This window comes from Pseudomonas sp. DCB_BI (assembly GCF_026240995.1).
In the GTDB taxonomy this organism is placed as follows: Bacteria; Pseudomonadota; Gammaproteobacteria; order Pseudomonadales; family Pseudomonadaceae; genus Aquipseudomonas.
Window position 1 is genome coordinate 59,198 of the sequence record NZ_JAPFCG010000021.1, and the last position, 26,151, is coordinate 85,348.

20 protein-coding genes and 1 pseudogene are annotated in these 26,151 nt (G+C 62.9%); 10 read left to right on the forward strand and 11 right to left on the reverse strand.

Going from position 1 to position 26,151, the window contains the following annotated elements; genetic code table 11:
* Positions 1 to 221 precede the first annotated feature (221 nt).
* Complete coding sequence (putA, locus tag OO258_RS21475) at positions 222 to 4,175, forward strand: trifunctional transcriptional regulator/proline dehydrogenase/L-glutamate gamma-semialdehyde dehydrogenase (RefSeq protein WP_266032358.1); 3,954 nt, start codon at positions 222 to 224, stop codon at positions 4,173 to 4,175.
* Positions 4,176 to 4,651: 476 nt separating this feature from the next.
* Positions 4,652 to 6,454: an acyl-CoA dehydrogenase gene (locus tag OO258_RS21480; protein ID WP_266032359.1), complete on the forward strand. Its 1,803-nt coding sequence runs from the start codon at positions 4,652 to 4,654 to the stop codon at positions 6,452 to 6,454.
* A 124-nt stretch (positions 6,455 to 6,578) separates the two neighbouring features.
* Here OO258_RS21480 and OO258_RS21485 read toward each other — a convergent pair whose 3' ends face one another.
* Both OO258_RS21485 and OO258_RS21490 read right to left on the reverse strand, forming a co-directional pair.
* Positions 6,579 to 7,028: a hypothetical protein gene (locus OO258_RS21485; protein WP_266032360.1), complete on the reverse strand. Its 450-nt coding sequence runs from the start codon at positions 7,026 to 7,028 to the stop codon at positions 6,579 to 6,581.
* The gene (locus OO258_RS21490) at positions 7,029 to 7,739 is read right to left on the reverse strand and encodes a hypothetical protein (RefSeq protein ID WP_266032361.1); all 711 of its coding nucleotides are present in this window, start codon (positions 7,737 to 7,739) and stop codon (positions 7,029 to 7,031) included. It lies immediately after the preceding gene.
* Positions 7,740 to 7,863: 124 nt separating this feature from the next.
* Here OO258_RS21490 and OO258_RS27760 point away from each other — a divergent pair.
* The 7 genes and pseudogenes from OO258_RS27760 to yccS form a co-directional block, all read left to right on the forward strand.
* Positions 7,864 to 7,983 (forward strand): annotated as a pseudogene (locus tag OO258_RS27760) (hypothetical protein); the annotation flags it as partial.
* 32 nt (positions 7,984 to 8,015) lie between these two features.
* Positions 8,016 to 9,458: a TldD/PmbA family protein gene (locus tag OO258_RS21495; RefSeq protein WP_266032362.1), complete on the forward strand. Its 1,443-nt coding sequence runs from the start codon at positions 8,016 to 8,018 to the stop codon at positions 9,456 to 9,458.
* Complete coding sequence (locus OO258_RS21500; RefSeq protein ID WP_266032363.1) at positions 9,458 to 10,777, forward strand: TldD/PmbA family protein; 1,320 nt, start codon at positions 9,458 to 9,460, stop codon at positions 10,775 to 10,777. The genes OO258_RS21495 and OO258_RS21500 overlap by 1 nt, the downstream gene beginning before the upstream one ends.
* A gap of 129 nt (positions 10,778 to 10,906) precedes the next feature.
* Complete coding sequence (mdtD, locus tag OO258_RS21505) at positions 10,907 to 12,334, forward strand: multidrug transporter subunit MdtD (protein WP_110746609.1); 1,428 nt, start codon at positions 10,907 to 10,909, stop codon at positions 12,332 to 12,334.
* Positions 12,335 to 12,446: 112 nt separating this feature from the next.
* A complete protein-coding gene (gene dbpA, locus OO258_RS21510; protein WP_266032453.1) occupies positions 12,447 to 13,784 on the forward strand; it encodes an ATP-dependent RNA helicase DbpA in 1,338 nt (445 codons plus the stop codon).
* A 76-nt stretch (positions 13,785 to 13,860) separates the two neighbouring features.
* Positions 13,861 to 15,042: an NAD(P)/FAD-dependent oxidoreductase gene (locus OO258_RS21515; RefSeq protein ID WP_110746604.1), complete on the forward strand. Its 1,182-nt coding sequence runs from the start codon at positions 13,861 to 13,863 to the stop codon at positions 15,040 to 15,042.
* Positions 15,043 to 15,125: 83 nt separating this feature from the next.
* The gene (gene yccS, locus OO258_RS21520) at positions 15,126 to 17,309 is read left to right on the forward strand and encodes a YccS family putative transporter (RefSeq protein ID WP_266032364.1); all 2,184 of its coding nucleotides are present in this window, start codon (positions 15,126 to 15,128) and stop codon (positions 17,307 to 17,309) included.
* Positions 17,310 to 17,351: 42 nt separating this feature from the next.
* Here the strand turns inward: yccS and OO258_RS21525 are convergent, their stop codons facing one another.
* Entirely contained in the window at positions 17,352 to 18,089 is a 738-nt protein-coding gene (locus tag OO258_RS21525; protein ID WP_266032365.1) for a substrate-binding periplasmic protein, read from the reverse strand.
* A 155-nt stretch (positions 18,090 to 18,244) separates the two neighbouring features.
* Between OO258_RS21525 and OO258_RS21530 the strand changes: the two genes are divergently transcribed.
* Positions 18,245 to 18,697 (forward strand): GNAT family N-acetyltransferase, encoded by a 453-nt coding sequence (locus tag OO258_RS21530; protein WP_266032366.1) that lies wholly within the window; start codon positions 18,245 to 18,247, stop codon positions 18,695 to 18,697.
* Between the two features lie 32 nt (positions 18,698 to 18,729).
* Here the strand turns inward: OO258_RS21530 and OO258_RS21535 are convergent, their stop codons facing one another.
* The 8 genes from OO258_RS21535 to epd form a co-directional block, all read right to left on the reverse strand.
* On the reverse strand, positions 18,730 to 19,026 hold the full coding sequence (locus tag OO258_RS21535; RefSeq protein WP_110746596.1) for a winged helix-turn-helix domain-containing protein: 297 nt from the start codon (positions 19,024 to 19,026) through the stop codon (positions 18,730 to 18,732).
* A gap of 12 nt (positions 19,027 to 19,038) precedes the next feature.
* Positions 19,039 to 19,539 (reverse strand): M48 family metallopeptidase, encoded by a 501-nt coding sequence (locus tag OO258_RS21540; protein ID WP_266032367.1) that lies wholly within the window; start codon positions 19,537 to 19,539, stop codon positions 19,039 to 19,041.
* 39 nt (positions 19,540 to 19,578) lie between these two features.
* On the reverse strand, positions 19,579 to 21,705 hold the full coding sequence (locus OO258_RS21545; RefSeq protein ID WP_266032368.1) for a putative bifunctional diguanylate cyclase/phosphodiesterase: 2,127 nt from the start codon (positions 21,703 to 21,705) through the stop codon (positions 19,579 to 19,581).
* Between the two features lie 254 nt (positions 21,706 to 21,959).
* Complete coding sequence (gene fba / locus OO258_RS21550) at positions 21,960 to 23,024, reverse strand: class II fructose-bisphosphate aldolase (protein WP_012274520.1); 1,065 nt, start codon at positions 23,022 to 23,024, stop codon at positions 21,960 to 21,962.
* 100 nt (positions 23,025 to 23,124) lie between these two features.
* Positions 23,125 to 23,454 (reverse strand): MliC family protein, encoded by a 330-nt coding sequence (locus OO258_RS21555; protein WP_266032369.1) that lies wholly within the window; start codon positions 23,452 to 23,454, stop codon positions 23,125 to 23,127.
* A 116-nt stretch (positions 23,455 to 23,570) separates the two neighbouring features.
* Positions 23,571 to 23,825: a hypothetical protein gene (locus tag OO258_RS21560; RefSeq protein WP_110746585.1), complete on the reverse strand. Its 255-nt coding sequence runs from the start codon at positions 23,823 to 23,825 to the stop codon at positions 23,571 to 23,573.
* On the reverse strand, positions 23,825 to 24,988 hold the full coding sequence (locus OO258_RS21565; protein WP_110746583.1) for a phosphoglycerate kinase: 1,164 nt from the start codon (positions 24,986 to 24,988) through the stop codon (positions 23,825 to 23,827). Before OO258_RS21565 ends, OO258_RS21560 begins: the two co-directional genes overlap by 1 nt.
* Before the next feature lie 12 nt (positions 24,989 to 25,000).
* Positions 25,001 to 26,062: an erythrose-4-phosphate dehydrogenase gene (epd, locus tag OO258_RS21570; RefSeq protein WP_266032371.1), complete on the reverse strand. Its 1,062-nt coding sequence runs from the start codon at positions 26,060 to 26,062 to the stop codon at positions 25,001 to 25,003.
* Positions 26,063 to 26,151 lie beyond the last annotated feature (89 nt).

Sequence of the window (26,151 nt, forward strand, 5' to 3'; positions counted from 1 at the left end):
TTTTGTAAAAGCCGCTTTTTTGCTCCCTTTTGGAGCAACACGCCCAGTTTTCAGAACAAAACGCACCGAAAACATCCTTTTCCGATATACGGAAATGTCTGTCAGACGAGTTGCACCATCTACACGAAATTTTCAGGTTGCACCTGGTTGCACCCGAATTGTCCTACAGCTAATCTTGGCGCCAGCTTAGGCCACAACCGTGGCAATAACGAGGATAAGAAATGGCGACTACCACCCTTGGGGTCAAGCTCGACGACCCTACCCGTGAGCGACTCAAAGCAGCTGCGCAGTCGATTGACCGCACGCCGCACTGGTTGATCAAGCAAGCGATCTTCAATTACCTGGAGAAGCTCGAGGGTGGTGCCACCCTGACCGAACTCAACGGTCATGTCAGCAACCTGGCCGACGACGCTGGCGAGGTGCAAGCCGATCACAGCCACCAGTGCTTCCTCGAGTTCGCCGAGAGCATCCTGCCGCAGTCGGTACTGCGCTCGGCGATCACCGCCGCCTACCGCCGCCCCGAGCAGGAAGTGGTGCCTATGCTGCTGGAGCAGGCCCGCCTGAGCGCGCCGCTGGCCGAAGCCACCAACAAGCTGGCGGCCGGCATCGCCGAAAAGCTGCGCAACCAGAAGAGCGCTGGCGGCCGCGCCGGCATCGTCCAGGGCCTGCTGCAGGAGTTTTCGCTGTCGTCGCAGGAGGGCGTGGCGCTGATGTGCCTGGCCGAAGCCCTGCTGCGCATCCCCGACAAGGGTACCCGCGATGCGCTGATCCGCGACAAGATCAGCACCGGCAACTGGCAGCCGCACCTGGGCAACAGCCCGTCGCTGTTCGTCAACGCCGCCACTTGGGGCCTGCTGCTGACCGGCAAGCTGGTCAGCACCCACAACGAATCCGGCCTGACCTCCTCGCTCACCCGCATCATTGGCAAGAGCGGCGAGCCGATGATCCGCAAGGGCGTCGACATGGCTATGCGCCTGATGGGCGAGCAGTTCGTGACCGGCGAGACCATTGCCGAAGCCCTGGCCAACGCCAGCCGCTTCGAAGCCAAGGGTTTCCGCTATTCCTACGACATGCTCGGCGAAGCCGCACTGACCGAGCACGACGCGCAAAAGTACCTGGCGTCCTACGAGCAGGCCATCCACTCGATTGGCAAGGCCTCCCATGGCCGTGGCATCTATGAAGGCCCGGGCATCTCGATCAAGCTGTCGGCGCTGCACCCGCGCTACAGCCGCGCCCAGTACGAACGCGTGATGGAAGAGCTGTACCCGCGCCTGTTGTCACTGACCTTGCTGGCCAAGCAGTACGACATCGGCCTGAACATCGACGCCGAAGAAGCCGACCGCCTGGAGCTGTCGCTCGACCTGCTCGAGCGCCTGTGCTTCGAACCGTCGCTGGCGGGCTGGAACGGCATCGGCTTTGTCATCCAGGCCTATCAGAAGCGCTGCCCGTACGTGATCGACTACGTCATCGACCTGGCCAAGCGCAGCCGTCACCGCTTGATGATCCGCCTGGTGAAAGGCGCCTACTGGGACAGCGAGATCAAGCGCGCCCAGGTCGAAGGCCTGGAAGGCTACCCCGTCTACACCCGCAAGGTGTACACCGACGTGTCCTACGTGGCCTGCGCCCGCAAGCTGCTGGCCGTGCCGGAAGCCATCTACCCGCAGTTCGCCACCCACAATGCCCACACCCTGTCGGCTATCTACCACATTGCCGGGCAGAACTATTACCCCGGCCAGTACGAGTTCCAGTGCCTGCACGGCATGGGCGAGCCGTTGTACGAGCAAGTGGTCGGCAAGATTGCCGATGGCAAGCTGAACCGCCCGTGCCGCGTCTATGCGCCGGTCGGCACCCACGAAACACTGCTGGCCTACCTGGTCCGCCGCCTGCTGGAAAACGGCGCCAACACCTCGTTCGTCAACCGCATCGCCGACCACTCGATCTCCATTCAGGAGCTGGTTGCCGATCCGGTCGCAAGCATCGAGCGCATGGGCACCCAGGAAGGCAGCATCGGTCTGCCGCACCCACGCATCCCACTGCCGCGTGACCTTTATGGCACTGAGCGGGCCAACTCGGCCGGTATCGACATGGCCAACGAACACCGCCTGGCATCGCTGTCGTGCGCCATGCTGGCCACTGCCCACAACGACTGGAAGGCCGTTCCGCTGCTGGCTTGCGCCGCCAGTGAGAGCGCTGCCGTACCCGTGCTGAACCCGGCGGACCATCGCGATGTGGTCGGCCATGTGCAGGAAGCCACCGTCGCCGACGTCGACAATGCCATCCAGTGCGCAATCAACGCAGCACCGATCTGGCAGGCTACCCCGCCAGCGGAGCGTGCTGCGATTCTGGAGCGCACCGCCGACCTGATGGAAGCTGAAATCCAGCCGCTGATGGGCCTGCTGATCCGCGAAGCCGGTAAAACCTTCGCCAACGCCATCGCCGAAGTACGCGAAGCCGTGGACTTCCTGCGTTACTACGCAGTGCAGGCACGCAGCGACTTCAGCAACGACGCCCACCGCCCGCTGGGCCCGGTGGTGTGTATCAGCCCGTGGAACTTCCCGCTGGCAATCTTCACCGGCCAGGTGGCCGCAGCCCTGGCCGCGGGAAACCCGGTGCTGGCCAAGCCTGCTGAACAAACTCCGCTGATTGCTGCGCAGGCTGTACGCTTGCTGCTGGAAGCCGGCATTCCTGAAGGCGTATTGCAGCTGCTGCCAGGCCGTGGTGAAACCGTCGGTGCCGGCCTGGTGGGTGACGAGCGCGTCAAAGGCGTGATGTTCACCGGTTCCACCGAAGTGGCCCGCCTGCTGCAACGCAACGTCGCCGGCCGCCTGGACAACCAGGGCCGTCCGATCCCGCTGATTGCCGAAACCGGCGGCCAGAACGCGATGATCGTCGACTCCTCGGCACTGACCGAACAGGTCGTGATCGACGTGGTGTCGTCGGCCTTCGACAGTGCCGGCCAGCGTTGCTCGGCACTGCGCGTGCTGTGCCTGCAGGAAGACTCCGCCGACCGCGTGATCGAAATGCTCAAGGGCGCCATGGCCGAAAGCCGCCTGGGTTGCCCGGACCGCCTGGCCGTGGACATTGGCCCGGTGATCGACGCCGAAGCCAAGGCCGGTATCGAGAAGCACATCCAGGGCATGCGCGAGAAAGGCCGCTCGGTCTACCAAGTCGCCATTGCCGATGCTGCCGAGATCAAGCGTGGCACCTTCGTCATGCCGACCCTGATCGAGCTGGACAGTTTCGACGAACTGAAGCGCGAGATCTTCGGCCCGGTGCTGCACGTGGTGCGCTACAACCGCCGCGACCTGGACCAGTTGATCGAGCAGATCAACAACTCCGGCTACGGCCTCACCCTCGGCGTGCACACCCGTATCGACGAGACCATCGCCAAGGTGGTGGAAACCGCCAACGCCGGCAACATGTACGTCAACCGCAACATTGTGGGTGCAGTGGTGGGCGTGCAGCCGTTCGGCGGTGAAGGCCTTTCCGGCACCGGCCCGAAAGCCGGCGGCCCGCTGTACCTGTACCGCCTGCTGTCGACCCGCCCGGCCGACGCCATTGGCCGCCACTTCCAGCAGCAGGACGGCGAAGGCAAGCCGGACCGTACCCTGCACGAGCAACTGGTCAAGCCGCTTCACGGCCTGAAGGCCTGGGCCGCGAGCAACCAGATGGCCGACCTCGCTGCGCTGTGCGACCAGTTCGCCAGCCAGTCGCAGAGCGGCATTGCCCGGCTGCTGCCAGGCCCGACCGGCGAGCGCAACAGCTACACCATTCTGCCGCGCGAGCATGTGCTGTGCCTGGCCGACAACGAGGCTGATCTGCTGGCGCAGTTGGCCGCAGTACTGGCCGTCGGCAGCTCGGCGGTGTGGGCAGACGGCGAACCGGGCAAGGCCCTGCGCGCCCGCCTGCCGCGTGAGCTGCAGGCCAAGGTGAAGCTGGTGGCGGACTGGAACAAGGACGAAGTGGCGTTCGACGCCGTGATCCACCATGGCGACTCGGACCAGCTGCGCAGCGTGTGCCAGCAGGTGGCCAAGCGTTCCGGTGCGATCGTGGGTGTGCACGGGCTGTCCAGCGGTGATCACCAGATTGCGCTGGAGCGGTTGGTGATTGAGCGGGCGGTGAGTGTGAACACTGCAGCGGCGGGTGGTAACGCCAGCCTCATGACCATTGGCTGAGGCTGAGGGTTGTTGAAAGGAAAGGGAGAGCTTTGGCTCTCCCTTTTTTATGGGTGCTTGGGTTGGGATTGGGTTTGGGCTGAGAGGTGTTCGGCACAACATTATCGGCGCCTGTGAGACCGAGCGCCGCCCGCGCGGCGCATCGCGAGCTGCGCTCGCTCCTACGCTCGTTTCGGGCCAATTATGCCTGTGGGATTTGCGCGCGAACGCCTTGGCGCATGGCGCAATATCGCGTCGTATGAACAAGGCGGTCGCGCGCGCCTGTCACAGGCGTGACTGGCCCGAAACAAGCGTAGGAGCGAGCGCAGCTCGCGATGCGCCGCGCGGGCGGCGCTCGGTCTCACAGGCGCACCAAAAATCAAGGCAAGCACCTGTATGCCACACGCGTTCTAAACCCATATCACCCAAACCTATTAACCTCCCCCCCACCCACCCGATTCCCTACACTCGCAGCATCCCGCCTCAGGACCGCCACCATGCCCGAGACCCTGCTCAGCCCCCGCAACCTGGCCTTCGAGCTCTACGAAGTGCTTAACGCCGAAGCCCTCACCCAACGCCCGCGCTTCGCCGAACACAGTCGGGAAACCTTCGACGCGGCACTGTCTACCGCCCGCACCATCGCCGAAAAGTTTTTCGCCCCGCACAACCGCAAGGCCGACGAGAACGAGCCGCGCTACGTGAACGGCCGCGCCGAACTGATCCCCGAAGTGAAGCCCGCCGTCGACGCCTTCCTCGAAGCCGGCTTCCTGAACGCCAACCGGGACTTCGAGGTCGGCGGCATGCAGCTGCCCAGCCTGGTCTCGCAAGCCTGCTTCGCGCACTTCCAGGCAGCCAACGCCGGCACCACGGCCTACCCGTTCCTGACCATGGGCGCCGCCAACCTGATCGAGAGTTTCGGCACACAGGAACAGAAACGCCTGTTCCTACAGCCAATGATCGATGGCCGCTACTTTGGCACAATGGCCCTGACCGAGCCCCACGCTGGCTCGTCGCTGGCCGACATCCGCACCCGCGCCGAACCTGCAGCGGACGGCAGTTACCGACTCAAGGGCAACAAGATTTTCATCTCAGGCGGCGATCACGAGCTGTCGGAAAATATCGTGCACATGGTCTTGGCCAAGCTGCCCGACGCACCGCCCGGCGTTAAAGGCATCTCGCTGTTCATCGTGCCCAAGTACCACGTCAACCCGGACGGCAGCCGTGGCCCGCGCAACGATGTGCTGCTGGCCGGGCTGTTCCACAAAATGGGCTGGCGCGGCACTACCTCCACAGCCCTGAACTTCGGCGACAACGGCCAGTGCGTCGGGTACCTGGTCGGCCAGCCGCACCAAGGCCTGGCCTGCATGTTCCAGATGATGAACGAAGCACGTATCGGCGTTGGCATGGGCGCGGTCATGCTCGGTTACGCCGGCTACCTGTATTCGCTGGAGTACGCCCGCCAGCGACCGCAAGGGCGGCTGCCGGACAGCAAAGACCCGCTCAGCCCGGCAGTACCGATCATCGCGCACACCGATGTGAAACGAATGCTGCTGGCACAAAAGGCTTATGTAGAAGGCGCCTTCGACCTGGGCCTGTACGCAGCGCGCCTGTTCGACGATACCCAGACCGCCGACAACGAAACGTCGCGCAACCAAGCGCAGGCGCTGCTCGACCTGCTGACCCCGGTCGTCAAATCCTGGCCTTCGACGTTCTGCCTCAAGGCCAATGAACTGGCAATCCAGATTCTCGGTGGTCACGGCTACACCCGCGAATACCCGGTAGAGCAGTACTACCGGGACAACCGCCTGAACCCGATCCACGAGGGTACCGAAGGCATCCAGTCGCTCGACTTGCTCGGTCGTAAACTGGCCCAGAACCAAGGTGCCGGGCTCAAGCAACTGATCCGCCTGATCGCCACAACCGGCGAGCGTGCAAGCCACCACCCTGAACTCGACCCACTGCGCCAGCCGCTGGAGCAACTGGTCAACCGCCTGCAAGGCGTTACCCTGACCCTGCTCGGCGACCTGGCCCAAGGCAAAGTCTCCGGCGCCCTGGCCAATTCGGCTCTGTACCTCAAGGCCTTCGGCCACTGTGTAATCGGCTGGCGTTGGCTGGAACAGGCGGTTCACGCCGAACTAGGGCTGCTCAAGGGCATCGCTGCTGATCGCGACTTCTACCTCGGCAAGCTGCAAGCCGCACGTTATTTCCTGACCTGGGAAGTACCAGGCTGCCATAATGACCTGGCATTGCTAGAGGCGCGCGACGATACCTGCATAGGCATGCAAGACGAATGGTTTTAAGGGATAGCCTCCGTGTGAGCGGAGGTCTCCGGGTGCACGACCCCAGTCCTCGCAGCCGGCTGCTATACCTAACTTCCCCAACGTTCGTCTTCATCACCCGAAATATGGAATTAGCCCGCAGACTTCAACCCATACCTGCAACGGGCACTGCCCTGTCTTTGAAAAACCACAGACTCCAGACTTTCGCAAGCTCAGAAGCAACCATGAGAAGAACAAACGCAACCGAACCCGCAGAAAAATGAAAGCCCATATAAGTGAACAGCACTGAAGCAGAGGGAACAAAGAACAGCAGCCTGAATGGCAACTGTAACCAAACCAGTCGCCAGCCCCATCTACTTTGACGAAAAAGCAATATACAACTTACAAAAAAAGATAACTGCAACATCCAACCCAGCACTATAAATACAGCCGCATAGCTGCCATGATCTTCGATCATATTCAATGCGCTAATCGCATCCGCGTAGAAAGGAAGCTTACCCTCCCACAAACTCCTCAGCATGTAACTCATAAGAAAAAGAGCGTCTAGCCCGCCCCACCCCCACCAAACGTACTTGCTTGCTGCCAACGGATTCATTTACTTCCTCCGTTCGAAAATCACATTAGGGGTTGCCGGAATCCAATGCCAGGACTGACCTGTTACCGCCCAGTGGTCGGCTGACTCCACGTACTTTTGAACAGTCTTCTTAGAGTCGCCGTATCGATGGATCGCCGAACCTGATTCAAAATGCTTCTCGTCAACGCTCAACCTAACCCATTCATGCGTGAGCGTTCGACTTGTATTTGCCCAATCCTTACCCTCTGAGAAGATGACACTCCCTTCATTGGCAATCGTGCCGCTCCTGTTTGCCAGGATCGTAAAGGCATTCCTTAGCGCATCATGGTCAATATCTTTCAACACCCACTTTCCAGGCCCTGCACCTACTACTTGCTGCAACACAAACACATCAACCTGTGAAGACTCGCTCTTTACTTCCCCCTCAATGCGGCCGTCTCCACGAGCGGGCAGGACAGGCCACAAAGCAGCCTCTGGTGTGAACGGACTAAACGGTCTAGAACAAGCCAGCAACCAGTCGCCGTCTCTCACTTTTTTCAAAATAGCACGCCTAGGGTATTCACGACGGCACTCTCCACTCGACGAACCACATTCGTGGATCAAGTCATGCAACCCTGGCAAGTCGTAAGGCCTAGACAACGCGCTGTCTACCTCAGCAACAGCAAAGAAAGGGTTTTCAAAACCGTACCAAGAATAATGTTTCGCGCGCTGACGGGGGATAAGACGCTTCATGTGGACACCAGTCGATTAAAAAAACCATCAGGCTCCACACCTACACAAAAAATCTGCCAACCATTTCCTAATGGTCTGTAGGATTTTTCTTTATTCTATAGGGTGAAGGGGCGCAAGCCTCCTCGGCAAGCTGCAAGCCGCGCGTTATTTCCTGACCTGGGAAGTACCGGGCTGCCATAATGACCTGGCATTGCTAGAGGCGCGCGACGACACTTGCCTCACCATGCAGGACGAGTGGTTCTAAGGGGGAGCCACCGTGTACACGGAGGCTTCCGCATGTTCGATTCCAGCGCCCTGCTGCGCCAGCGCTTCGCCGCGCTGCGCAGTACGGCCGAGTTGTTTTCCCTGCGCCATGTGAAACAGTCGCACCAGGCGCTGTCGGTTCGCCGCAATGTCGCCGAACCGCCCTGCTTCAGCCAGGACGAAGGCGCCATGCTCACCGTGCGGATCAATGGCGTGGAGGCCTACGCGGCCACCGCAGACCTGTCCCAGGCTGGATTGCAGCGCGCCCTGGAGCAAGCCGAGACGCTGGCCCGGCAGATCGCCCGGCACAGCCTGTTGGACCTGCGCGAACAAACCGTGCCCAGCGCACGCCACGACCATGTTTCGCCCAACTTCGACCAACCCGTACCCAGCCTCGCCGACTGCCTTGGCCTGCTCGCCGCCGAATCGGCCAGCGTGCCCAAGGACAGCCGCCTGGTGGACTGGCAGGCCAGCCTGGGGCTGAGCCTGGTCGAGCAAACCTACCTCAACTCGGCCGGCGCCGAACTGCGCCATGCCCAACGCTTTCTGTTCCCAGGCCTTGGCGTAACGGCCAGCGATGGCCAAGACAGCCAGAGCCGCAGCCTGGGCCGTGACAACTTCGGCCAGCAGGGTGGTTTCGAGATCATCGAGCGCTGTGGCCTGGTCGGCGCGGCCACCCGGGTAGCCGACGAGGCGCTGCAGTTGCTGCTGGCACCGAACACCCCCAGTGGCCCACGCGACCTGCTGTTGATGCCCGACCAGATGATGCTGCAGATCCACGAATCCATCGGTCACCCACTTGAGATGGACCGCATTCTCGGTGATGAACGCAACTACGCTGGCACCAGCTTCGTCCAGGCCAGCGACTTTGGCCACCTGCAGTACGGCTCCAGCCTGCTCAACGTGACCTTCGACCCAACCATCGGCGAAGAGCTGGCCAGCTACAGCTTCGATGACGACGGGAGTGCAGCCAGCAAGCAGTTCCTGATTCGCGACGGCCTGCTGCTGCGCCCGCTGGGCGGGGCGCTGTCGCAGTTCCGCTCCGGCCTGGACGGCGTGGCCAACAGCCGCGCCTGCGGCTGGAACCGGGCACCGATCGACCGCATGGCCAACCTCAACATCGAGCCGGGCGACCAGTCTCTCGAGCAACTGATCGGAGGCATCGAGCACGGCATCCTGATGCGTACCAATCGTTCCTGGTCCATCGACGATGCGCGCAACAAGTTCCAGTTCGGCTGCGAATGGGGCCAGTTGATCGAGAACGGCCAGCTCAAGGGCATCGTCAAGAACCCAAACTACCGTGGTATCTCCGCGCAGTTCTGGCGCAACCTCTCGGCGGTCGGCGACCGCAGTACCTTCCAGGTGCTGGGCACGCCCAACTGTGGCAAGGGCGAACCCAATCAGGTGGTACGGGTCGGCCACGCCTCGCCGGCCTGTGTGTTCCGCCAGATTGACGTATTCGGAGGAGATGCATGATGAAACAGGCTTTCGAAACCCTGGTCGGGGATGTGCGCGCCGCCCTGCAAGCGGGCGAGCAGTTCACCCTGGGCTACAGTGCCGAGCAGTCGCAATTCGTGCGTTTCAACCACGCCAAGGTGCGCCAGGCCGGCGAAGTGAGCCAGGCCAGCGTGCAGTTGCGCCTGATCCACGATGGCCGCCAGGCCGAACAGCAAGTGACCTTGAGTGGCGATGCGCAGCTGGATCGCCAACGCCTGGCGGATGCCCTGAAGCAGCTGCGCCAGACACTGCCGCTACTCGCCGTCGACCCTTACCTGCGCCTGGACGAGAGCGCCTGGCACAGCTACAGCCAGCAGACGCAGCCGCTGCCAGACCTGAACGAAGTGCTGGCACTGCTGGAGCGTGAAGCCGGTGACCTGGACCTGGTCGGTATCTACGCCGCTGGCCCGATCTGCCGGGGCTTCGCCAGCTCGTTCGGCGCTTTCGGCTGGCACCAGGCCAACAGCTTCAACTTTGACTGGAGCCTGTTCCACGAAAACGGCCAGGCGGTGAAGGCCAACTATGCCGGCCAGCTGTGGAGCGCCGACGACTTCACCGAGCGCCTGCGCCAGGCACGTGAACAGCTAGGCTTCCTCGGTCGCCCGGCTGTCACCCTCAAACCCGGCAGCTACCGCGCCTACCTGGCGCCTGCGGCCATGGACGAAATCGCCGGCATGCTGTGCTGGGGCGGTTTTTCCGCACAGGCCCTCGCAACCGGCAACAGCGCCTTGCAGCGCCTGTATAACGGCGATGCACGGTTAAGCCCTCTGGTAAGTTTCACCGAGCAGGTCAGCGGCTCGCTTAGCCCGGCGTTTTCCGATGAAGGCTCGCCGCGCCTGGATGTGCCATTGATTCAGCAAGGAGAGGCGTTGCAACGGCTGATCAGTGCGCGCAGTGCGGTCGAATTCGGGCTGCTGGCCAATGGCGCCGACAGCTACGAGTCGCCTTGCGCGCTCAGCCTGGCGCCGGGTAGTTTGCCCACCGAGCAGATCCTGCAGCGGCTTGGCACCGGGCTGTACATCAGCAACTTGTGGTACCTGAACTACTCGGACCTGCCGGCAGCACGCATGACCGGGCTTACCCGCTTTGCTACCTTCTGGGTGGAGAACGGGCTGATCCAGGGGCCGGTGAGCACCATGCGCTTCGATGACAGCCTGTACAGCTTGCTGGGTAGCCAGCTGGAGGACCTGACCCAGGAGCGCGAGATGATTTTGTCGACCAGTACTTATGGACAGCGCAGTACCGGGTCGAGCCATCTGCCGGGGGCATTGGTCAAAGGCCTGACCCTGACATTGTGATTGGCATTACCGGCCCTTTCGCGGGGCAAGCCCGCGCCCACAGAGATGTCACCCCATCAGGGGGCAGTAGCGATCCTGTGGGAGCGGGCTTGCCCCGCGAAGAGGCTGGCACAGACAAAAGAGGACGTCATGCCTGATCGTGCACCGCTGGACCCCGTCACCGCCCGCTGGATCCCCTGGGTGGTGGCCATCGCTTTCTTCATGCAATCCCTGGATGGCACCATCCTCAACACGGCGCTGCCAGCCATGGCCCGTTCGCTGGCCGAAGACCCGCTGCGCATGCAGGGCGTGATCATTGCCTACATGCTCACCGTGGCCCTGCTGATCCCCGCCTCAGGCTGGATCGCCGACCGTTTTGGCACCAAGCGCATCTTCTTCAGCGCCATCCTGTTGTTCAGCTTCGGCTCGCTGCTGTGCGCCGCCGCCAACAGCCTCGGTTTCCTGATTTTTGCCCGCGTGGTGCAGGGCCTGGGCGGCGCCCTGATGCTGCCGGTCGGGCGACTGGTGGTGCTGCGCGCCTACCCACGCACCGAACTGGTGCGCATCATGAGTTTCATCACCATCCCCGGCCTGCTGGGGCCGCTGCTGGGGCCGACGGTTGGCGGCTGGCTGGTGGAAATTCTCAGCTGGCACTGGATCTTCCTGCTCAACCTGCCCGTCGGCCTGATCGGCTGCTACGCCGTGTGGAAGTTCATCCCCGACCTGCGCGGCGCCGAACGTACCCGTTTCGATACCCCAGGCTTCCTGCTGTTTGGCGCCGCGATGGTGCTGATCACCATTGCCATGGAGGGCCTGGGCGAGCTGCACCTGCCGCACCTGCGGGTGATGTTGCTGCTGTTCGCCGGCATGGCGTGCCTGGCCGCCTACTGGCTGCGCGCCGGACGCGACCCGGAACCGCTGTTCTCGCCCAGTCTGTTCCGTGTGCGTACCTTTGCCATCGGCATCCTCGGCAACCTGTTCTCGCGCCTGGGCAGTGGCGCGCTGCCGTTCCTGGTACCGTTACTGCTGCAGGTAGCGTTGGGTTACTCGCCGGCCGAGGCCGGCATGAGCATGATCCCGCTGGCCGCGGCGGCGATGGTGGCCAAGTCCATCGCCCGGCCGCTGATCGAACGCTTTGGCTACCGTATCATCCTCACCAGCAATACCTTGCTGCTGGGCCTGCTCCTGGCCAGCCTCGGCCTGGTTGACGAGCAGACGCCCTATGCCGTGCTGCTGGTGCAGCTGGGCCTGCTGGGTGCGGTCAACTCGATGCAGTTCACGGCGATGAACACGGTCACTTTGATCGACCTCGACGACGCCAGCGCCAGCAGTGGCAACAGCCTGCTGTCGGTGGTCGCGCAGCTGTCGCTGAGCCTGGGCGTGGCCTGTGCCGGGGCCCTGCTCGGCGGTTTCACCGCCGCCGGCAGCGCCGAGGGCGTAGAGTCCACGCTGGGAGCGTTCCAGCTGACCTTCGTTACCATCGGCATCATGGCCATGCTGGCAGCGGCGATCTTCCTGCAGCTGGCACCGACGGACGGAAGGCGTGCCCGTCGTCCGGAACAACACATGGAGTCTTAGGGCGAATGGCCACGAGGCTGGTAGACTATGCGGCATTTTTCGCTTCGCACCGCAGGCCCGCCTCGTGACCACCGAATCCACCGCCTTTGCCACCTTGCCGCTGTCCACTGCCATGCTGGCCAACCTGGACGCCCTCGGCTATGCCTCGATGACGCCGATCCAGGCGCAGAGCCTGCCGGTCATCCTCAAGGGCCAGGACCTGATTGCCCAGGCCAAGACCGGCAGCGGCAAGACCGCCGCCTTCGGCATCGGCCTGCTCAACCCGATCAACCCACGCTACTTCGGCTGCCAGGCGCTGGTACTGTGCCCTACCCGCGAACTGGCCGACCAGGTTGCCAAGGAGCTGCGCCGCCTGGCTCGCGCCGAGGACAACATCAAGATCCTGACCCTGTGCGGTGGTGTTTCGCTGGGCCCACAGATCGCTTCGCTGGAGCATGGTGCGCACATCATCGTCGGCACCCCAGGGCGCATCCAGCAGCACCTGGACAAGGGCACACTGGTGCTCGACGGCCTGAACACCCTGGTGCTCGACGAAGCCGACCGCATGCTCGACATGGGCTTCTTCGACGCCATCGCCAGCATCATCGGCAAGACCCCGTCGCGACGCCAGACCCTGCTGTTCTCGGCCACCTACCCGGCCAGCATCAAGCAACTGGCCAGCGACTTCATGCGCAACCCGCAGCAGGTCAAGGTCGAGAGCCTGCACACCGACAACCAGATCGAGCAGCGCTTCATCGAGATCGATCCGCAGCAGCGCCTGGAAGCCGTTACCCGGGTGCTGGGCCACTATCGCCCGCAGTCGTGCGTAGCCTTCTGCTTCACCAAGCAGCAGTGCGAGGACGTGGTAGCCCACCTGACCGCCAAGGGCATCGTCGCCCAGGCGCTGCACGGCGACCTGGAGCAACGCGACCGTGACCAGGTGCTGACCATGTTCGCCAACCGCAGCAGCTCGGTACTGGTGGCCACCGATGTGGCCGCGCGCGGCCTGGATATCGATGGCCTGGACATGGTCATCAACGTCGAGCTGGCACGTGATGCGGAAATCCACGTACACCGCGTGGGCCGTACCGGGCGTGCCGGTGAGAAAGGCGTTGCGGTCAGCCTGGTGGCACCGGCCGAAGGCCATCGTGCCCAGGCTATCGAAGCGCTGCAGAAAAGCCCGCTGCGCTGGGACCAGTTGGACAGCCTGAAGAACAAGGGCGGTGAACCGCTGCTGCCAGTGATGACCACGCTGTGCATTGCCGCTGGCCGCAAGGACAAACTGCGCCCTGGCGATATTCTGGGTGCGCTGACCGGTGACGCCGGCATTCCGGGCAAGCAGGTGGGCAAGATCGCCATCTTCGACTTCCAGGCGTTCGTTGCCGTGGAGCGCGCGCTGGCCAAGCAGGCCATGCAGCGGCTGAACAACGGCAAGATCAAGGGCCGCGCCCTGAAAGTCCGCATTATCTAAAGTCCGGCAAAGTCCTGTGGGGGCGGGTTTACCCGCTCACACAGGGTTCAGCATTTCAAATCTGAAGGTTCATACCGTGCACTCCACCGACGTGATCATCCTCGGCGCCGGCGCCGCCGGCCTGATGTGCGCCCAGCTCAGCGCCCGTCGCGGCCGCCGGGTACTGCTGCTCGACCACGCCAACAAGCCAGGCAAGAAGATCCTCATGTCCGGCGGCGGTCGCTGCAACTTCACCAACATGTACACCGAGCCGGCCAATTTCCTCTCGCACAACGCGCACTTCTGCAAGTCGGCGCTGGCCCGCTACACCCAATGGGACTTCATCGAACTGGTGTGCAAGCACGGCGTGGCCTACCACGAGAAGAAGCTCGGCCAGCTGTTCTGTGACAACAAGGCCAGCGACATCCTCGACATGCTGCTGGCCGAATGCGATGAGGCCGGTGCCGAAATCCGCATGCACACCAGCATCGAACACATTGAAAAAACCGAGCACGGCTACCTGCTGCAGACCAGCGGCGGCCAGTTCGCCTGCCAGTCGCTGGTGATCGCCACCGGCGGCCTGTCGATCCCCACCCTTGGCGCCACCGGCTTCGGCTACCAGGTGGCCCGCCAGTTCGGCCATACCCTGCTGCCAACCCGTGCAGGGCTGGTGCCGTTCACCATCACCGAGCCTCAGCTGAAGGCACTCTGCACCGAGTTGTCCGGCACCTCGCTGGACTGCACCGCCAGCTGCAACGGCACCAGCTTCCGCGAGAACCTGCTGTTCACCCACCGCGGCCTGAGCGGCCCGGCGATCCTGCAAATCTCGTCGTTCTGGGAAGCCGGTGACACGGTCGAGATCAACCTGCTGCCCGACCGGGATGCGCTGACCTGGCTGCAACAGATGCAAGCCGAGCGCGCCAACGCCGAACTGAAGACCGTGCTGGGCGAGGTGTTCACGCGCAAACTGGCCAACTTGCTGGCCGAGCAGTGGTTCGAGTCCAAGCCAATGAAGCAGTACACCCCGGCGGAACTGGCACACATCGCCGAAAAGCTCGCGAACTGGCAAGTAGTACCGGCCGGCACCGAAGGCTACCGCACCGCCGAAGTGACCTTGGGCGGCGTGGATACCCGCGAAGTGTCCTCCAAGACCATGGAATCGCTGAAAAGCCCCGGGCTGTACTTCATCGGTGAAGTGCTGGATGTCACCGGCCACCTCGGCGGTTTCAACTTCCAGTGGGCCTGGGCATCGGCCAACGCCGCAGCGCAGTTCGTGTAGAGTAGAATCCATTCAGCAGCACGGAACGCTTCTTGCTGGCCCGTGCTGCATTGCATTCTTCGCTCACTGCCTAGCAGGCCATCATGTCATCGAGCTCGTTCCGTCAGTCACTGCGTCGCCTGTGGGGCCAAGACAAGTTCAGCTACAGCATCAGGGTTACCATCGCCCTCACCGGCAGCCTGGCCCTGTGCTGGTACCAGAACGAGATGGCCCTGCTGATCCCACTGTTCCTCGGCATCATCGCCAGCGCCCTGGCCGAAACCGACGACAGCTGGCAGGGCCGCCTCAGCGCCCTGGCCGTTACATTGGTGTGTTTCGCCATCGCTGCACTGGCGGTCGAGTTGCTGTTCCCCTACCCCTGGATATTCGCCGTCGCCCTGGCTTTGGCGGCGTTCGGCCTGACCATGCTCGGCGCCTTGGGCGAGCGCTATGGTGCGATTGCCTCAGCGACACTGATCACGGCGGTGTACACCATGATCGGCGTGGACCAGCGCGGTGGCCAGGTGACGGACTTCTGGCACGAGCCGCTGCTGCTGGTAGCAGGCGCGGCGTGGTACGGACTGCTTTCGGTACTTTGGCAGGCACTGTTTTCCAACCAGCCGGTGCAGCAAAGCCTGGCCAAGCTGTTTTACGAACTGGGCAGCTACCTCAAGCTCAAGGCCAGCCTGTTCGAACCGGTGCGCACTCTCGACGTCGAGGCCCGGCGCCTGGAACTGGCTCAGCAGAACGGCAAGGTGGTGGCAGCGCTGAACGCGGCCAAGGAAATCATTCTGCACCGGGTCGGCAACAGCCAGCCGAACTCAAAGGTCAGCCGCTACCTCAAGCTGTATTTCCTGGCCCAGGATATCCACGAGCGGGTCAGTGCCTCGCACTACCCCTACAACGCCCTGACCGAGGCATTTTTCCACAGCGACGTGATGTTCCGTTGCCAGCGCCTGCTGCGCAAGCAGGGTGCATCTTGCCAGGAACTGGCGCGCTCGATCCGTCTGCGCCAGCCGTTCGTGCTGGCCAGCGGTTATCCCGAGGCCCTTGAAGACCTCAACGCCTCGCTGGAACACCTGCGCATCCAGAGCAACCCGGCCTGGCGCAGCCTGTTGCGCTCACTGCGGGCGCTGGCCGCCAACCTGGAGACACTGGACCGCCTGCTGAGTGCCGCCAGTAACCCGGACAGCCTGGCCGATGCCAGCGACAGCAGCCTGCTCGACCGCTCGCCACGTTCGCTGAAGGACGTATGGACGCGCCTGCGGACTCAGCTCACACCGACCTCGCTGCTGTTCCGCCACGCCTTGCGCCTGCCACTGGCCCTGTCGATCGGCTACGGCATGGTGCACCTGATCCACCCCACGCAGGGTTACTGGATCATCCTCACCACGCTATTCGTCTGCCAGCCCAACTACGGTGCAACCCGGCGCAAGCTGGTGCAACGGATCTTCGGTACCGCAGTGGGCCTGACAGTCGGCTGGGCCTTGTTCGACCTGTTCCCCAATCCGGTCATCCAGTCGTTGTTCGCCGTGGTCGCCGGGGTGGTGTTCTTCGTCAACCGCACCACCCGCTACACCCTGGCCACGGCGGCAATCACCCTGATGGTCTTGTTCTGCTTCAACCAGATAGGCGATGGCTACGGCCTGTTCCTGCCGCGCCTGTTCGATACCCTGGTGGGCAGCCTGATCGCGATCCTTGCCGTGTTCCTGTTCCTGCCAGACTGGCAGGGCCGGCGGCTGAACAAGGCGCTGGCCAATACCCTGGCCTGCGCCAGCGTGTACCTGCGCCAGATCATGCAGCAATATGCCCACGGCAAGCGGGACGACCTGGCCTACCGCCTGGCCCGGCGCAACGCGCATAACGCTGATGCTGCACTGTCCACTACCTTGGCCAACATGCTGATGGAACCGGGGCATTTCCGCAAAGAAGCGGACGTAGGCTTCCGCTTCCTGGTGCTTTCGCACACCTTGCTCAGCTACCTGTCAGGGCTGGGCGCGCACCGCGACACAGCGTTACCGGCTGAGGTGCAGGAGCAGTTGATCGAAGGTGCCGGGCAAAACATCGCCAGCAGCCTGGACGAGATTGCCAATGGCCTGGCGGCGCGGCTGCCGGTGGCGATTCACAGCGATGCCGAGGAGGCGCTGGCCAATGCGCTTGAACAGATGCCGGAAGAACTGGATGAGCATCAGCGGTTGGTGCAGACACAGTTGGCTTTGATTTGCCGGCAGTTGGGGCCGTTGCGGACCTTGGCGGCACACCTGATCAAAGAGGGTGCCCCGGCCTGAGTCATGTGTTGCCTGACCCGACCCTATCGCAGGTAGTAAAGGTTAGAAACCATGCTGGCGCAGCAGCCGCGCATAACTGCCGTCGGCTTTCATCGCCGCAATCGCCTGCTCGAAGCGCTCGACGATCTGCGCATGCTCAGGATGCTTCAGGCTGACCAGGATATGCAGGGTGTTCTCCCCCAGCGGCGGCTCCACCAGCATTACGCCATCACGCACCGCTTGCGGCTCCCGCTGCAGGTTGTAGCGGGCCACGTACTCGTCTTCCACCGCCAGGTTGACCCTCCCTGCCGCCAGCATGCGCACCGCCGAGGAAAAGTTGCGCACCGGCACCTTGTCAAGGCGGGTATCGCCATCGAATTCGGGTGAGTAGGCGTAATCCCGGACAACAGCGATGCTATAGGGGTACAGGTCAGACTGACGCTTGTAGCGGAACACTTCGCCCTTGCGCTGCAACAGGCGAATACGATTGGTCAGGTAGGCTTTGGAAAACTGCCCGAAACTGGCGCGCGCGTCGTTGTACCAAGCATTGATCAGCACGTCGTAGCGCCCTTCCCCCACCCCCAGCAACGCCCGCGCCCAAGGCGCCTCTTCATAGCCACTGCTGTAGCCGGCGCGCGCCAGCGCCGTGGTGACGATGCTGGTCGCCAGGCCGCCGCCCGGCATGCTGGCATCGGTAAACGGCGGCCAGTTGTCGGCCACCAGGCGTAGCTTGCCGTTACCCGGTGCGGGTGTCGCCAGCATCATTGCCAGCAAACCCAGAACACAAAGCAGTGGCCGCATGCTCACGTCCTTTTGCAGTAGAGGGCACACACTGCCAACGAGATTACACAAAGCCGTTGCCGAGGGCAGCGGCCAATAGTGTCATTTAGCCTCTATTTTGGCCGAAGCGCATGTGGCATGCGATTATCGAGGGCCCATTCAAGGAGTTCGCACCCATGTCCATCGACTGGCTCTGCAAGCATCACACCGACCTCGGCAAGGATCAGCTCTACGCCATTCTTCGGTTGCGCACTGAAGTGTTCGTGGTCGAGCAGCGTTGCGCCTACCAGGACCTCGATGGCCAGGACCTGAGCGGCGATACCCTGCACCTCATGGCCTGGCAGGAGGACAAGCTGGTGGCCTACCTGCGCCTGCTCGACCCGCAGTCACAGGGGGGGGACGTGGTGATCGGGCGGATGGTGACCTCGCCTGAAGCGCGTGGGCTGAAGCTGGGGCACCCGCTGCTGCTGAAGGGCTTGGAGGCGGCGGAGCATTGCTGGCCGGGGACGCCGGTGTACCTGTCGACGCTGGCGTACTTACAGGGGTTTTATGCCCAGCATGGGTTTACACCAGTGGGTGAGGAATACCTGGAGAACGATATGCTGCATATCGGGATGCGCAAGGGCTGAGCTCACAGGGGCCGCAGAACGGCCCGAGGATTTCAGGGGTAGCCCAGCACGTCGCGGATTTGCCGCAGGTGCCGGATGATCCACTGCTTGTCGATCGCGCCCCAGTCATGGATGCGGTAATGCCCGGCGTGGTTGCGGGCGCCTTCCTGCTGCTCGAACTCGCAGACAATGTCCAAATCAGCCAGTGCGGCGATGGTGTCCTGGGCGGTACGCCGCGGCATGCCGGTGGCTTCCATCAGGGCGGGCACACTGGTCGCGGTGTGGCTGTCGATCAGCCAGGCCACGTACAGCCGGCGGTAGAAGCTGCTCTTGGTCTTGCTCACTTCCATGCTGCATGTTCCTTAGAGATTGCCCGGCAGCTCCCGGTAGGTCAGGTAGACGCGCAGGTCGAATTCCAGTTGGTGGTAGTCCGGCTCCATGTGCTGGCAGAGCTGGTAGAACGCCTTGTTGTGATCGCGCTCGCGCAGGTGCGCAAGCTCATGTACCACGATCATGCGCAAGAACTGTGGCGCGGCCTCCTTGAACAGCGAGGCAATGCGGATTTCCTTCTTCGCCTTGAGTTTGCCACCCTGCACCCGGGAGACCGCCGTGTTCAGCCCCAAGGCCCGGTGCGTCAGGTCCAGCCGGCTGTCAAACAGCACCTTGTCCAGGCCAGGCGCACTGCGCAGGTACTGCTGGCGCAAATCCTGGGCATAACCGTACAACGCCTTGTCGCTTTGCACGTCATGGCGATCGGGGTAACGGCGCTGCAGGTACTCACCCAGGCGGTCGCTGGCGATCATTTGCCGCACCTGCTCCTGCAGGTGCGGAGGGTAGGCTTGCAAGTAACGTAATACGGTCATGGCGCTGCTTTCGGCGTAACGAATGCCGATTCTAGCCAATCAGGACCCTGGCCAGGAGAAAATTGCCGGAAAGCCGCTGGCATCCGCTGCCGTCATCGGGTATGCCACCAGGAAGCCCTGCACATATTCACAACCATTGGCCCTCAGCCAGGCCGCCTGGACCGGGGTTTCCACACCTTCGGCAATCACTGTGATGCAGTAGTCGGCACAGAGCCCTATGACACTGCGCACCAGCGCGGTATCCACTGCCGAATCGGGCAGGCGCGCCACCAGGTGGCGGTCGAGCTTCAAGGTGTCGATCGGCAGGTCGCGCAGCATGCGCAACGAGCAGTCGCCCGCGCCGAAATCGTCCAGGGCTACCCGCACCCCCAGCTCGCGCAGGCGGTGTATCTGTTTCACGGCAGCATCGATGTTGTACATCAGCGAGGTTTCCGCCACTTCTACTTCAAGCTGCGAAGGCTCCAGCTGGTAGAGCTGGATAACCCGTTGCAGTTCGTCGACCAGGCCAGGCATGACGAACTGCGCGCGGCTCAGGCTGATACCCAGCACCAGGTCCGGCGGGAACCGGTCGTACCAGGCCTGGCGCTGAGCGGCACCTTGGCGATAAATCCAGCTGGCCAGGCGATTGATCAGCCGCGCCTCCTCCAGCAGCGGAATGAACAACCCCGGCGGTACATCGCCGACACTCGGGTGCTGCCAGCGCAGCAAGGCCTCGAAGCCACGCAGACGACCATCGTTGAAACCCACCTGCGGCTGATACACCAGGGTAAAGTCCTGCTGTTCGATGGCCGCGCGCACACTGTCTTCAAGCATCAGCCGCGAACGGGCCCGGCCGTTGAGCTCCTGGTCGTAGAAGCGATACTGCTGGCGACCGGCCTGCTTGGCCGCATACATCGCCGCATCCGCCGCACGCAGCAAGCCTTCGACATTGGCGCCGCAGTCCGGGTAGGTAGCGATGCCGATGCTGACCCCAAGGCACACATCCAGCCCTTCTACCTCATGGCTGATGGATATACGTTCAAGCAACCGCTCGGCATAACGCCCAGCCTGCTCGGGGTAAGGCAGGCTGTCGAACAATGCGGTGAATTCGTCGCCGCCCATCCGCGCCAGCAGGGCCTCGCTGCCCAGGCAGTCCTTGAGCTGCTCGGCGACCCATAGCAGCACCCGGTCGCCCGCATCGTGGCCCAGTGAGTCGTTGATCCGCTTGAAGCCATCCAGGTCCATGTACATCAGCGCCTGCGCCTTGTCCGAACGCTCGTTGCGCAGCAGCGCACCTTCGGCCGCTTGGTAGAAGCCTCGGCGGTTGAGCAGCCCGGTAAGCGGGTCGGTAACTGCCTGGTACTCCAGTTGCTGGTGCAAGTTGCGCACTGCCGACATGTCCAGCACCGTCACCACCATGGCCTGCTGATCGGCCGGCAACGGTGCGCAAGACAAGGCAACCGGCACCAGTTCGCCGCCCAGGGTTCGCAGCTGGGCATCATGCACGCGGTAAATCTGCCGTCCTTGGTAAGCCTGGTAGAACTCCGACTCGTCCCACAGGCTGGGATTGGCCATTTGCACCAGGTCGAGCAGGTGGACGCCCCGCAACTGTTGCACCGATGCCGCCAGCAAACGGGAGATGGCCGGGTTGGCAAAGCTGATGATGCCCTGCGCATCCAGCACCAGGATGCCTTCGGCGGCATTTTCCAGAATCGACGCATTGAACGCCCTGGCCGCCTCCAGCTCGCGAGTCAGGCGCTGCAGCATGCGCCGGTTGCGCTGCTGGTCGAGCAGGGCCTGGACCTTGGGCTTGAGTATTTGCGGGTCGAACGGCTTGAACATGTAGTCCACGGCGCCGCTGGCGTAGCCTTTGAGCACGGCCGCTTCGGACTGTTCGTTGGCGGTGAGGAAGATGATCGGTGTCAGCCGGGTACGCTGGCTACCGCGCATCAGCCGGGCGACTTCAAAGCCGTCCATCTCCGGCATCTGAACGTCGAGCAAGACCAGGTCGACGTCGTGCTCGAGCAACGCGCTCAGGGCTTCCATCCCCGAACTCGCCGTCAGCACCTGCCAATCCTGCCGGGCCAGCAAGGCCCGCATGCTGATGAGGTTCTCGGGGTAGTCGTCTACTACCAGAAGAACCGAGCTGCCATCCAGTGGCAGTGGTTGAGCGTGAGCGCCATCCATGCTGCTTCTCTGTTATGTGACCGACTTCAAGATACGGTTGGATCCATTCAATACTCTAGACCTGAGCGGGCAACACGCAATGCAATCAGAACGCTATCAATGACTGAACTGTACGTTAGCCGACTAACGGTCGGTCTGCCGAAAATATGTGCTGAATGCTTCAAGCCCCCCGCGCAAAAGCCGCCACCGATGCCAGCCCCGGCCCGAAAATGAAAAAACCCGCATTTCTGCGGGTTTCTTGTGTCGCCAGTGGATCAGTTGACCTTGGCGGCCAGCTCACCTTTCAGGTACCGCTGGTACATGCCTTCCAGGGAGATCGGCTTGATCTTCGAGGCATTGCCGGCAGTGCCGAAGGCTTCGTAACGGGCGATGCACACATCGCGCATGGCCTTGACGGTTTCACCGAAGAACTTGCGCGGGTCGAACTCGCTCGGGTTGGTGGCCATCAGGCGACGCATGGCACCGGTGGAGGCCAGACGCAGGTCGGTGTCGATGTTGACCTTGCGCACGCCGTACTTGATGCCTTCGACAATCTCTTCGACCGGCACACCGTAGGTTTCCTTGATGTCCCCGCCGTACTGGTTGATGATCGCCAGCCACTCTTGCGGTACCGAGGATGAACCGTGCATCACCAGGTGCGTGTTGGGGATGCGCTTGTGGATTTCCTTGATGCGGTCGATGGCCAGCACGTCACCGGTTGGTGGCTTGGTGAACTTGTAGGCACCGTGGCTGGTACCGATGGCGATCGCCAGGGCGTCGACCTGGGTCTTCTTGACGAAATCGGCGGCTTCTTCCGGGTCGGTCAGCATTTGGCTGTGGTCCAGCACGCCTTCGGCGCCGATGCCGTCTTCTTCACCGGCCATGCCGGTTTCCAGCGAACCCAGGCAACCCAGCTCACCTTCCACCGATACGCCGCAGGCGTGGGCCATGGCAACGGTCTGCTGGGTAACGCGAACGTTGTACTCGTAGTCGGTCGGGGTCTTGCCGTCTTCACCCAGCGAGCCGTCCATCATCACCGAGCTGAAGCCCAGCTGGATCGAGCGCTGGCAGACATCAGGGCTGGTACCGTGGTCCTGGTGCATGCACACCGGGATGTGCGGGAACTCTTCGATGGCAGCCAGGATCAGGTGGCGCAGGAACGGCGCGCCAGCGTATTTGCGGGCGCCGGCCGAAGCCTGGACGATCACCGGGGAGTCGGTCTTGTCGGCCGCTTCCATGATGGCGCGCATCTGCTCGAGGTTGTTGACGTTGAAAGCTGGTACGCCGTAACCGAACTCGGCGGCGTGGTCCAGCATCTGGCGCATGCTAATGAGTGCCATTGTGTATCTCTCTCCCGACAAGCGTCGTTTGTTTCGTGCAAGCCTGCCGCAGGGGCGGTTGCTGTTCAAGTAGTGTGGGCCACCGTTGCGGCCCGGCCAGTCACGGTGCCTTGCAGCCCCGCCCAATCAGGTCGTTGGTCGCCACCCAGTACACCAGGCCTTCTTCGCCCTTGGTGTGGAAGGCCAGCATGCCATCGCTGTACAGCGTACCCGAGGCACCCGGTTCGGCCTTGAGCCGGTAGACCTGGTCACCGCCGCCGAGGCGCACGTCGACCTGGTCACGTTGCGTATCGGCGAAGCGCCACAGCACTTCGGCCTGGGTGTCACAGACCCAACGGGTCCAGTCGTCTGCCGGGGCGGGTTGCGCCGGCTGCAGCAGTGAGCATCCTGCCAGTGTCGCCAGGGCCGTCACGGCCAAAAGCGCTTTCATTCAGTTTCCTCGATTTGGGGCTGCTGTGCAGCCCTTCGCGGACAAGCCCACAAAGGCCCGCACAGCGGCCCCTTCTTCAAGACCACAAACCAACCTTCAGGTTGCCTGTTACCCGATCAAGGGCAACCCGGCGCCTTGCGCTGGTGGTCTTCGTCGTACTTTTCCAGGCCTTCCGGGCCCACGCGCTTGCTGATCACCGGTACGGTCTCGGCCTGCCATTCGGACTGGTAGCACCCGCCCTTGGGCGGCTGCGCCGGGTCGTCGGCATTAGAAGACGGGCTGCCGGAGCAAGCGCTCAGCAGGCCAGCCACGATCATCACAGGCAATTGCTTGACCATCAGGCCACTCCCTTTGCCAAGCGCCGAGGTCATCAGGCCTTGGCCCGCTCTTCCAGGATTGCCACGGCTGGCAGGACCTTGCCTTCGACGAACTCGAGGAAGGCACCGCCACCGGTAGAAATGTAGGAGATTTCCTTGCTGACGCCATACTTGTCGATCGCTGCCAGGGTGTCACCACCACCGGCGATGGAGAACGCGGCGCTGTCGGCGATGGCCTTGGCCAGCACCTTGGTGCCATTGCCGAATTGGTCGAACTCGAACACGCCGACCGGGCCGTTCCACAGGATGGTCTTCGACGATTTCAGCAGTTCGGCGAAGTTGGCTGCGGTCTGCGGGCCGATGTCCAGGATCATGTCGTCGGCAGCAACGTCGGCGATGGCCTTGACAGTGGCTTCGGCGGTCTCGGCGAACTCCTTGGCAACTACCACGTCGACTGGCAGCGGTACGCTGACCTTGGCAGCGATGGCCTTGGCGGTGTCAACCAGGTCAGGCTCGTACAGCGACTTGCCAACCGGGTGGCCAGCAGCGGCCAGGAAGGTGTTGGCAATGCCGCCACCGACGATCAGCTGGTCGCAGACCGAGCTCAGGCTGTTCAGTACGTCCAGCTTGGTCGATACCTTGGAACCGGCAACGATGGCTGCCATTGGCTTGGCCGGGGCCTTCAGGGCCTTGCCCAGGGCGTCCAGTTCGGCGGCCAGCAGCGGGCCTGCAGCAGCGACTTTGGCGAACTTGGCTACACCGTGAGTGGAACCTTCGGCGCGGTGGGCGGTGCCGAAGGCGTCCATGACGAACACGTCACACAGGGCAGCGTACTTCTGCGCCAGCTCGTCGGCGTTCTTTTTCTCGCCCTTGTTGAAGCGCACGTTCTCGAACAGCACCAGCTCACCGGCCTTCAACTCGACACCGTCGAGGTAGTCGGCAACCAGCGGCACTTCGCGGCCCAGCGCCTTGCTCAGGTACTCGGCAACCGGCTTGAGGCTGTTCTCGGCCGAGAACTCGCCTTCGGTCGGGCGGCCCAGGTGCGAGCAGACCATTACCGCCGCACCCTTCTCGAGGGCCAGCTTGATGGTCGGCAGCGCTGCCAGGATACGCGCGTCGCTGGCTACCACACCGTCCTTCACAGGCACGTTGAGGTCTTCGCGGATCAGTACGCGCTTACCTTGCAGGTCGAGGTCGGTCATCTTCAACACGGTCATGAATGCAGTCCTTCAGGGCTGTTTGTTGCGGGTTGGTTGTACGACGTGCAGATAGTGTTCGGCAACGTCGAGCATACGGTTGGCGAACCCCCATTCGTTGTCGAACCAAGCCAGCAGGTTCACCAGCCGGGGGCCGGAAACGCGGGTCTGGCTGGCATCGACGATCGCCGAATGCGGGTCATGGTTGAAATCACAGCTGGCATGCGGCAGCTCGGTATAGGCCAGCAAGCCTTTCAGCGGGCCGTCCAGCGCCGCCTCGCGCAGCACCCGGTTGACCTCGGCCGCGCTGGTATCGCGGGCGGTCTGCAGGGTAATGTCCAGGCACGAGACGTTGACGGTCGGTACGCGTACCGCTTTGGCCTGGATTCGCCCGGCAAGTTCCGGAAGCAGTCGCTCGATGCCACGCGCCAGACCAGTGGATACCGGAATCACCGACTGGAAGGCCGAACGCGTGCGGCGCAGGTCCTCATGGTGGTAGGCGTCGATCACCGGCTGGTCGTTCATTGCCGAGTGGATGGTGGTGATCTGCACGTATTCGATGCCGAACGCCTGGTCCAGTACCCGTAGCAGGGGCACGCCGCAGTTGGTGGTGCACGAGGCGTTGGACACCAGGCGCTCGCTGCCGGTAAGGCAGGCCTGGTTCACACCGTAGACCACCGTGGCATCGACGTCGGCTTCGCTGGCCATCGGCTGCGAGAACAGCACCCGCGGCGCGCCGGCATCGAGGAAGCGCTGGCCATCGGCACGGGTGTGGTAGGCGCCGGAGCACTCCAGCACCAGGTCGATATCCAGGGCGGCCCAGTCGATGCCTTCGGGGGTGGCACTGCGCATTACCTTCACGCAGTCGCCATTGATATGCAGACAGTCACCGTCGACCTTCACCTCACCGGGGAAACGCCCGTGGGTGGAGTCGAAGCGTGTCAGGTATTCCAGGCTGGCCTGGTCGGCCAGGTCGTTCAGCGCGACGATCTCGAAACCGGCCTTTGCCCCCCGCTCGAACAGCGCGCGCAGGACACAGCGGCCGATACGACCATAACCGTTGAGTGCAACTTTGTAGGGACGCAGGTGGGACATTCGGGGCTCACGAGACAGTTCAATTGTCGTCAGCCTGCGGAGTTTGCGGTGTGGCATTCGCGGGCAAGCCCGCTCCCACAGAGGTTGCA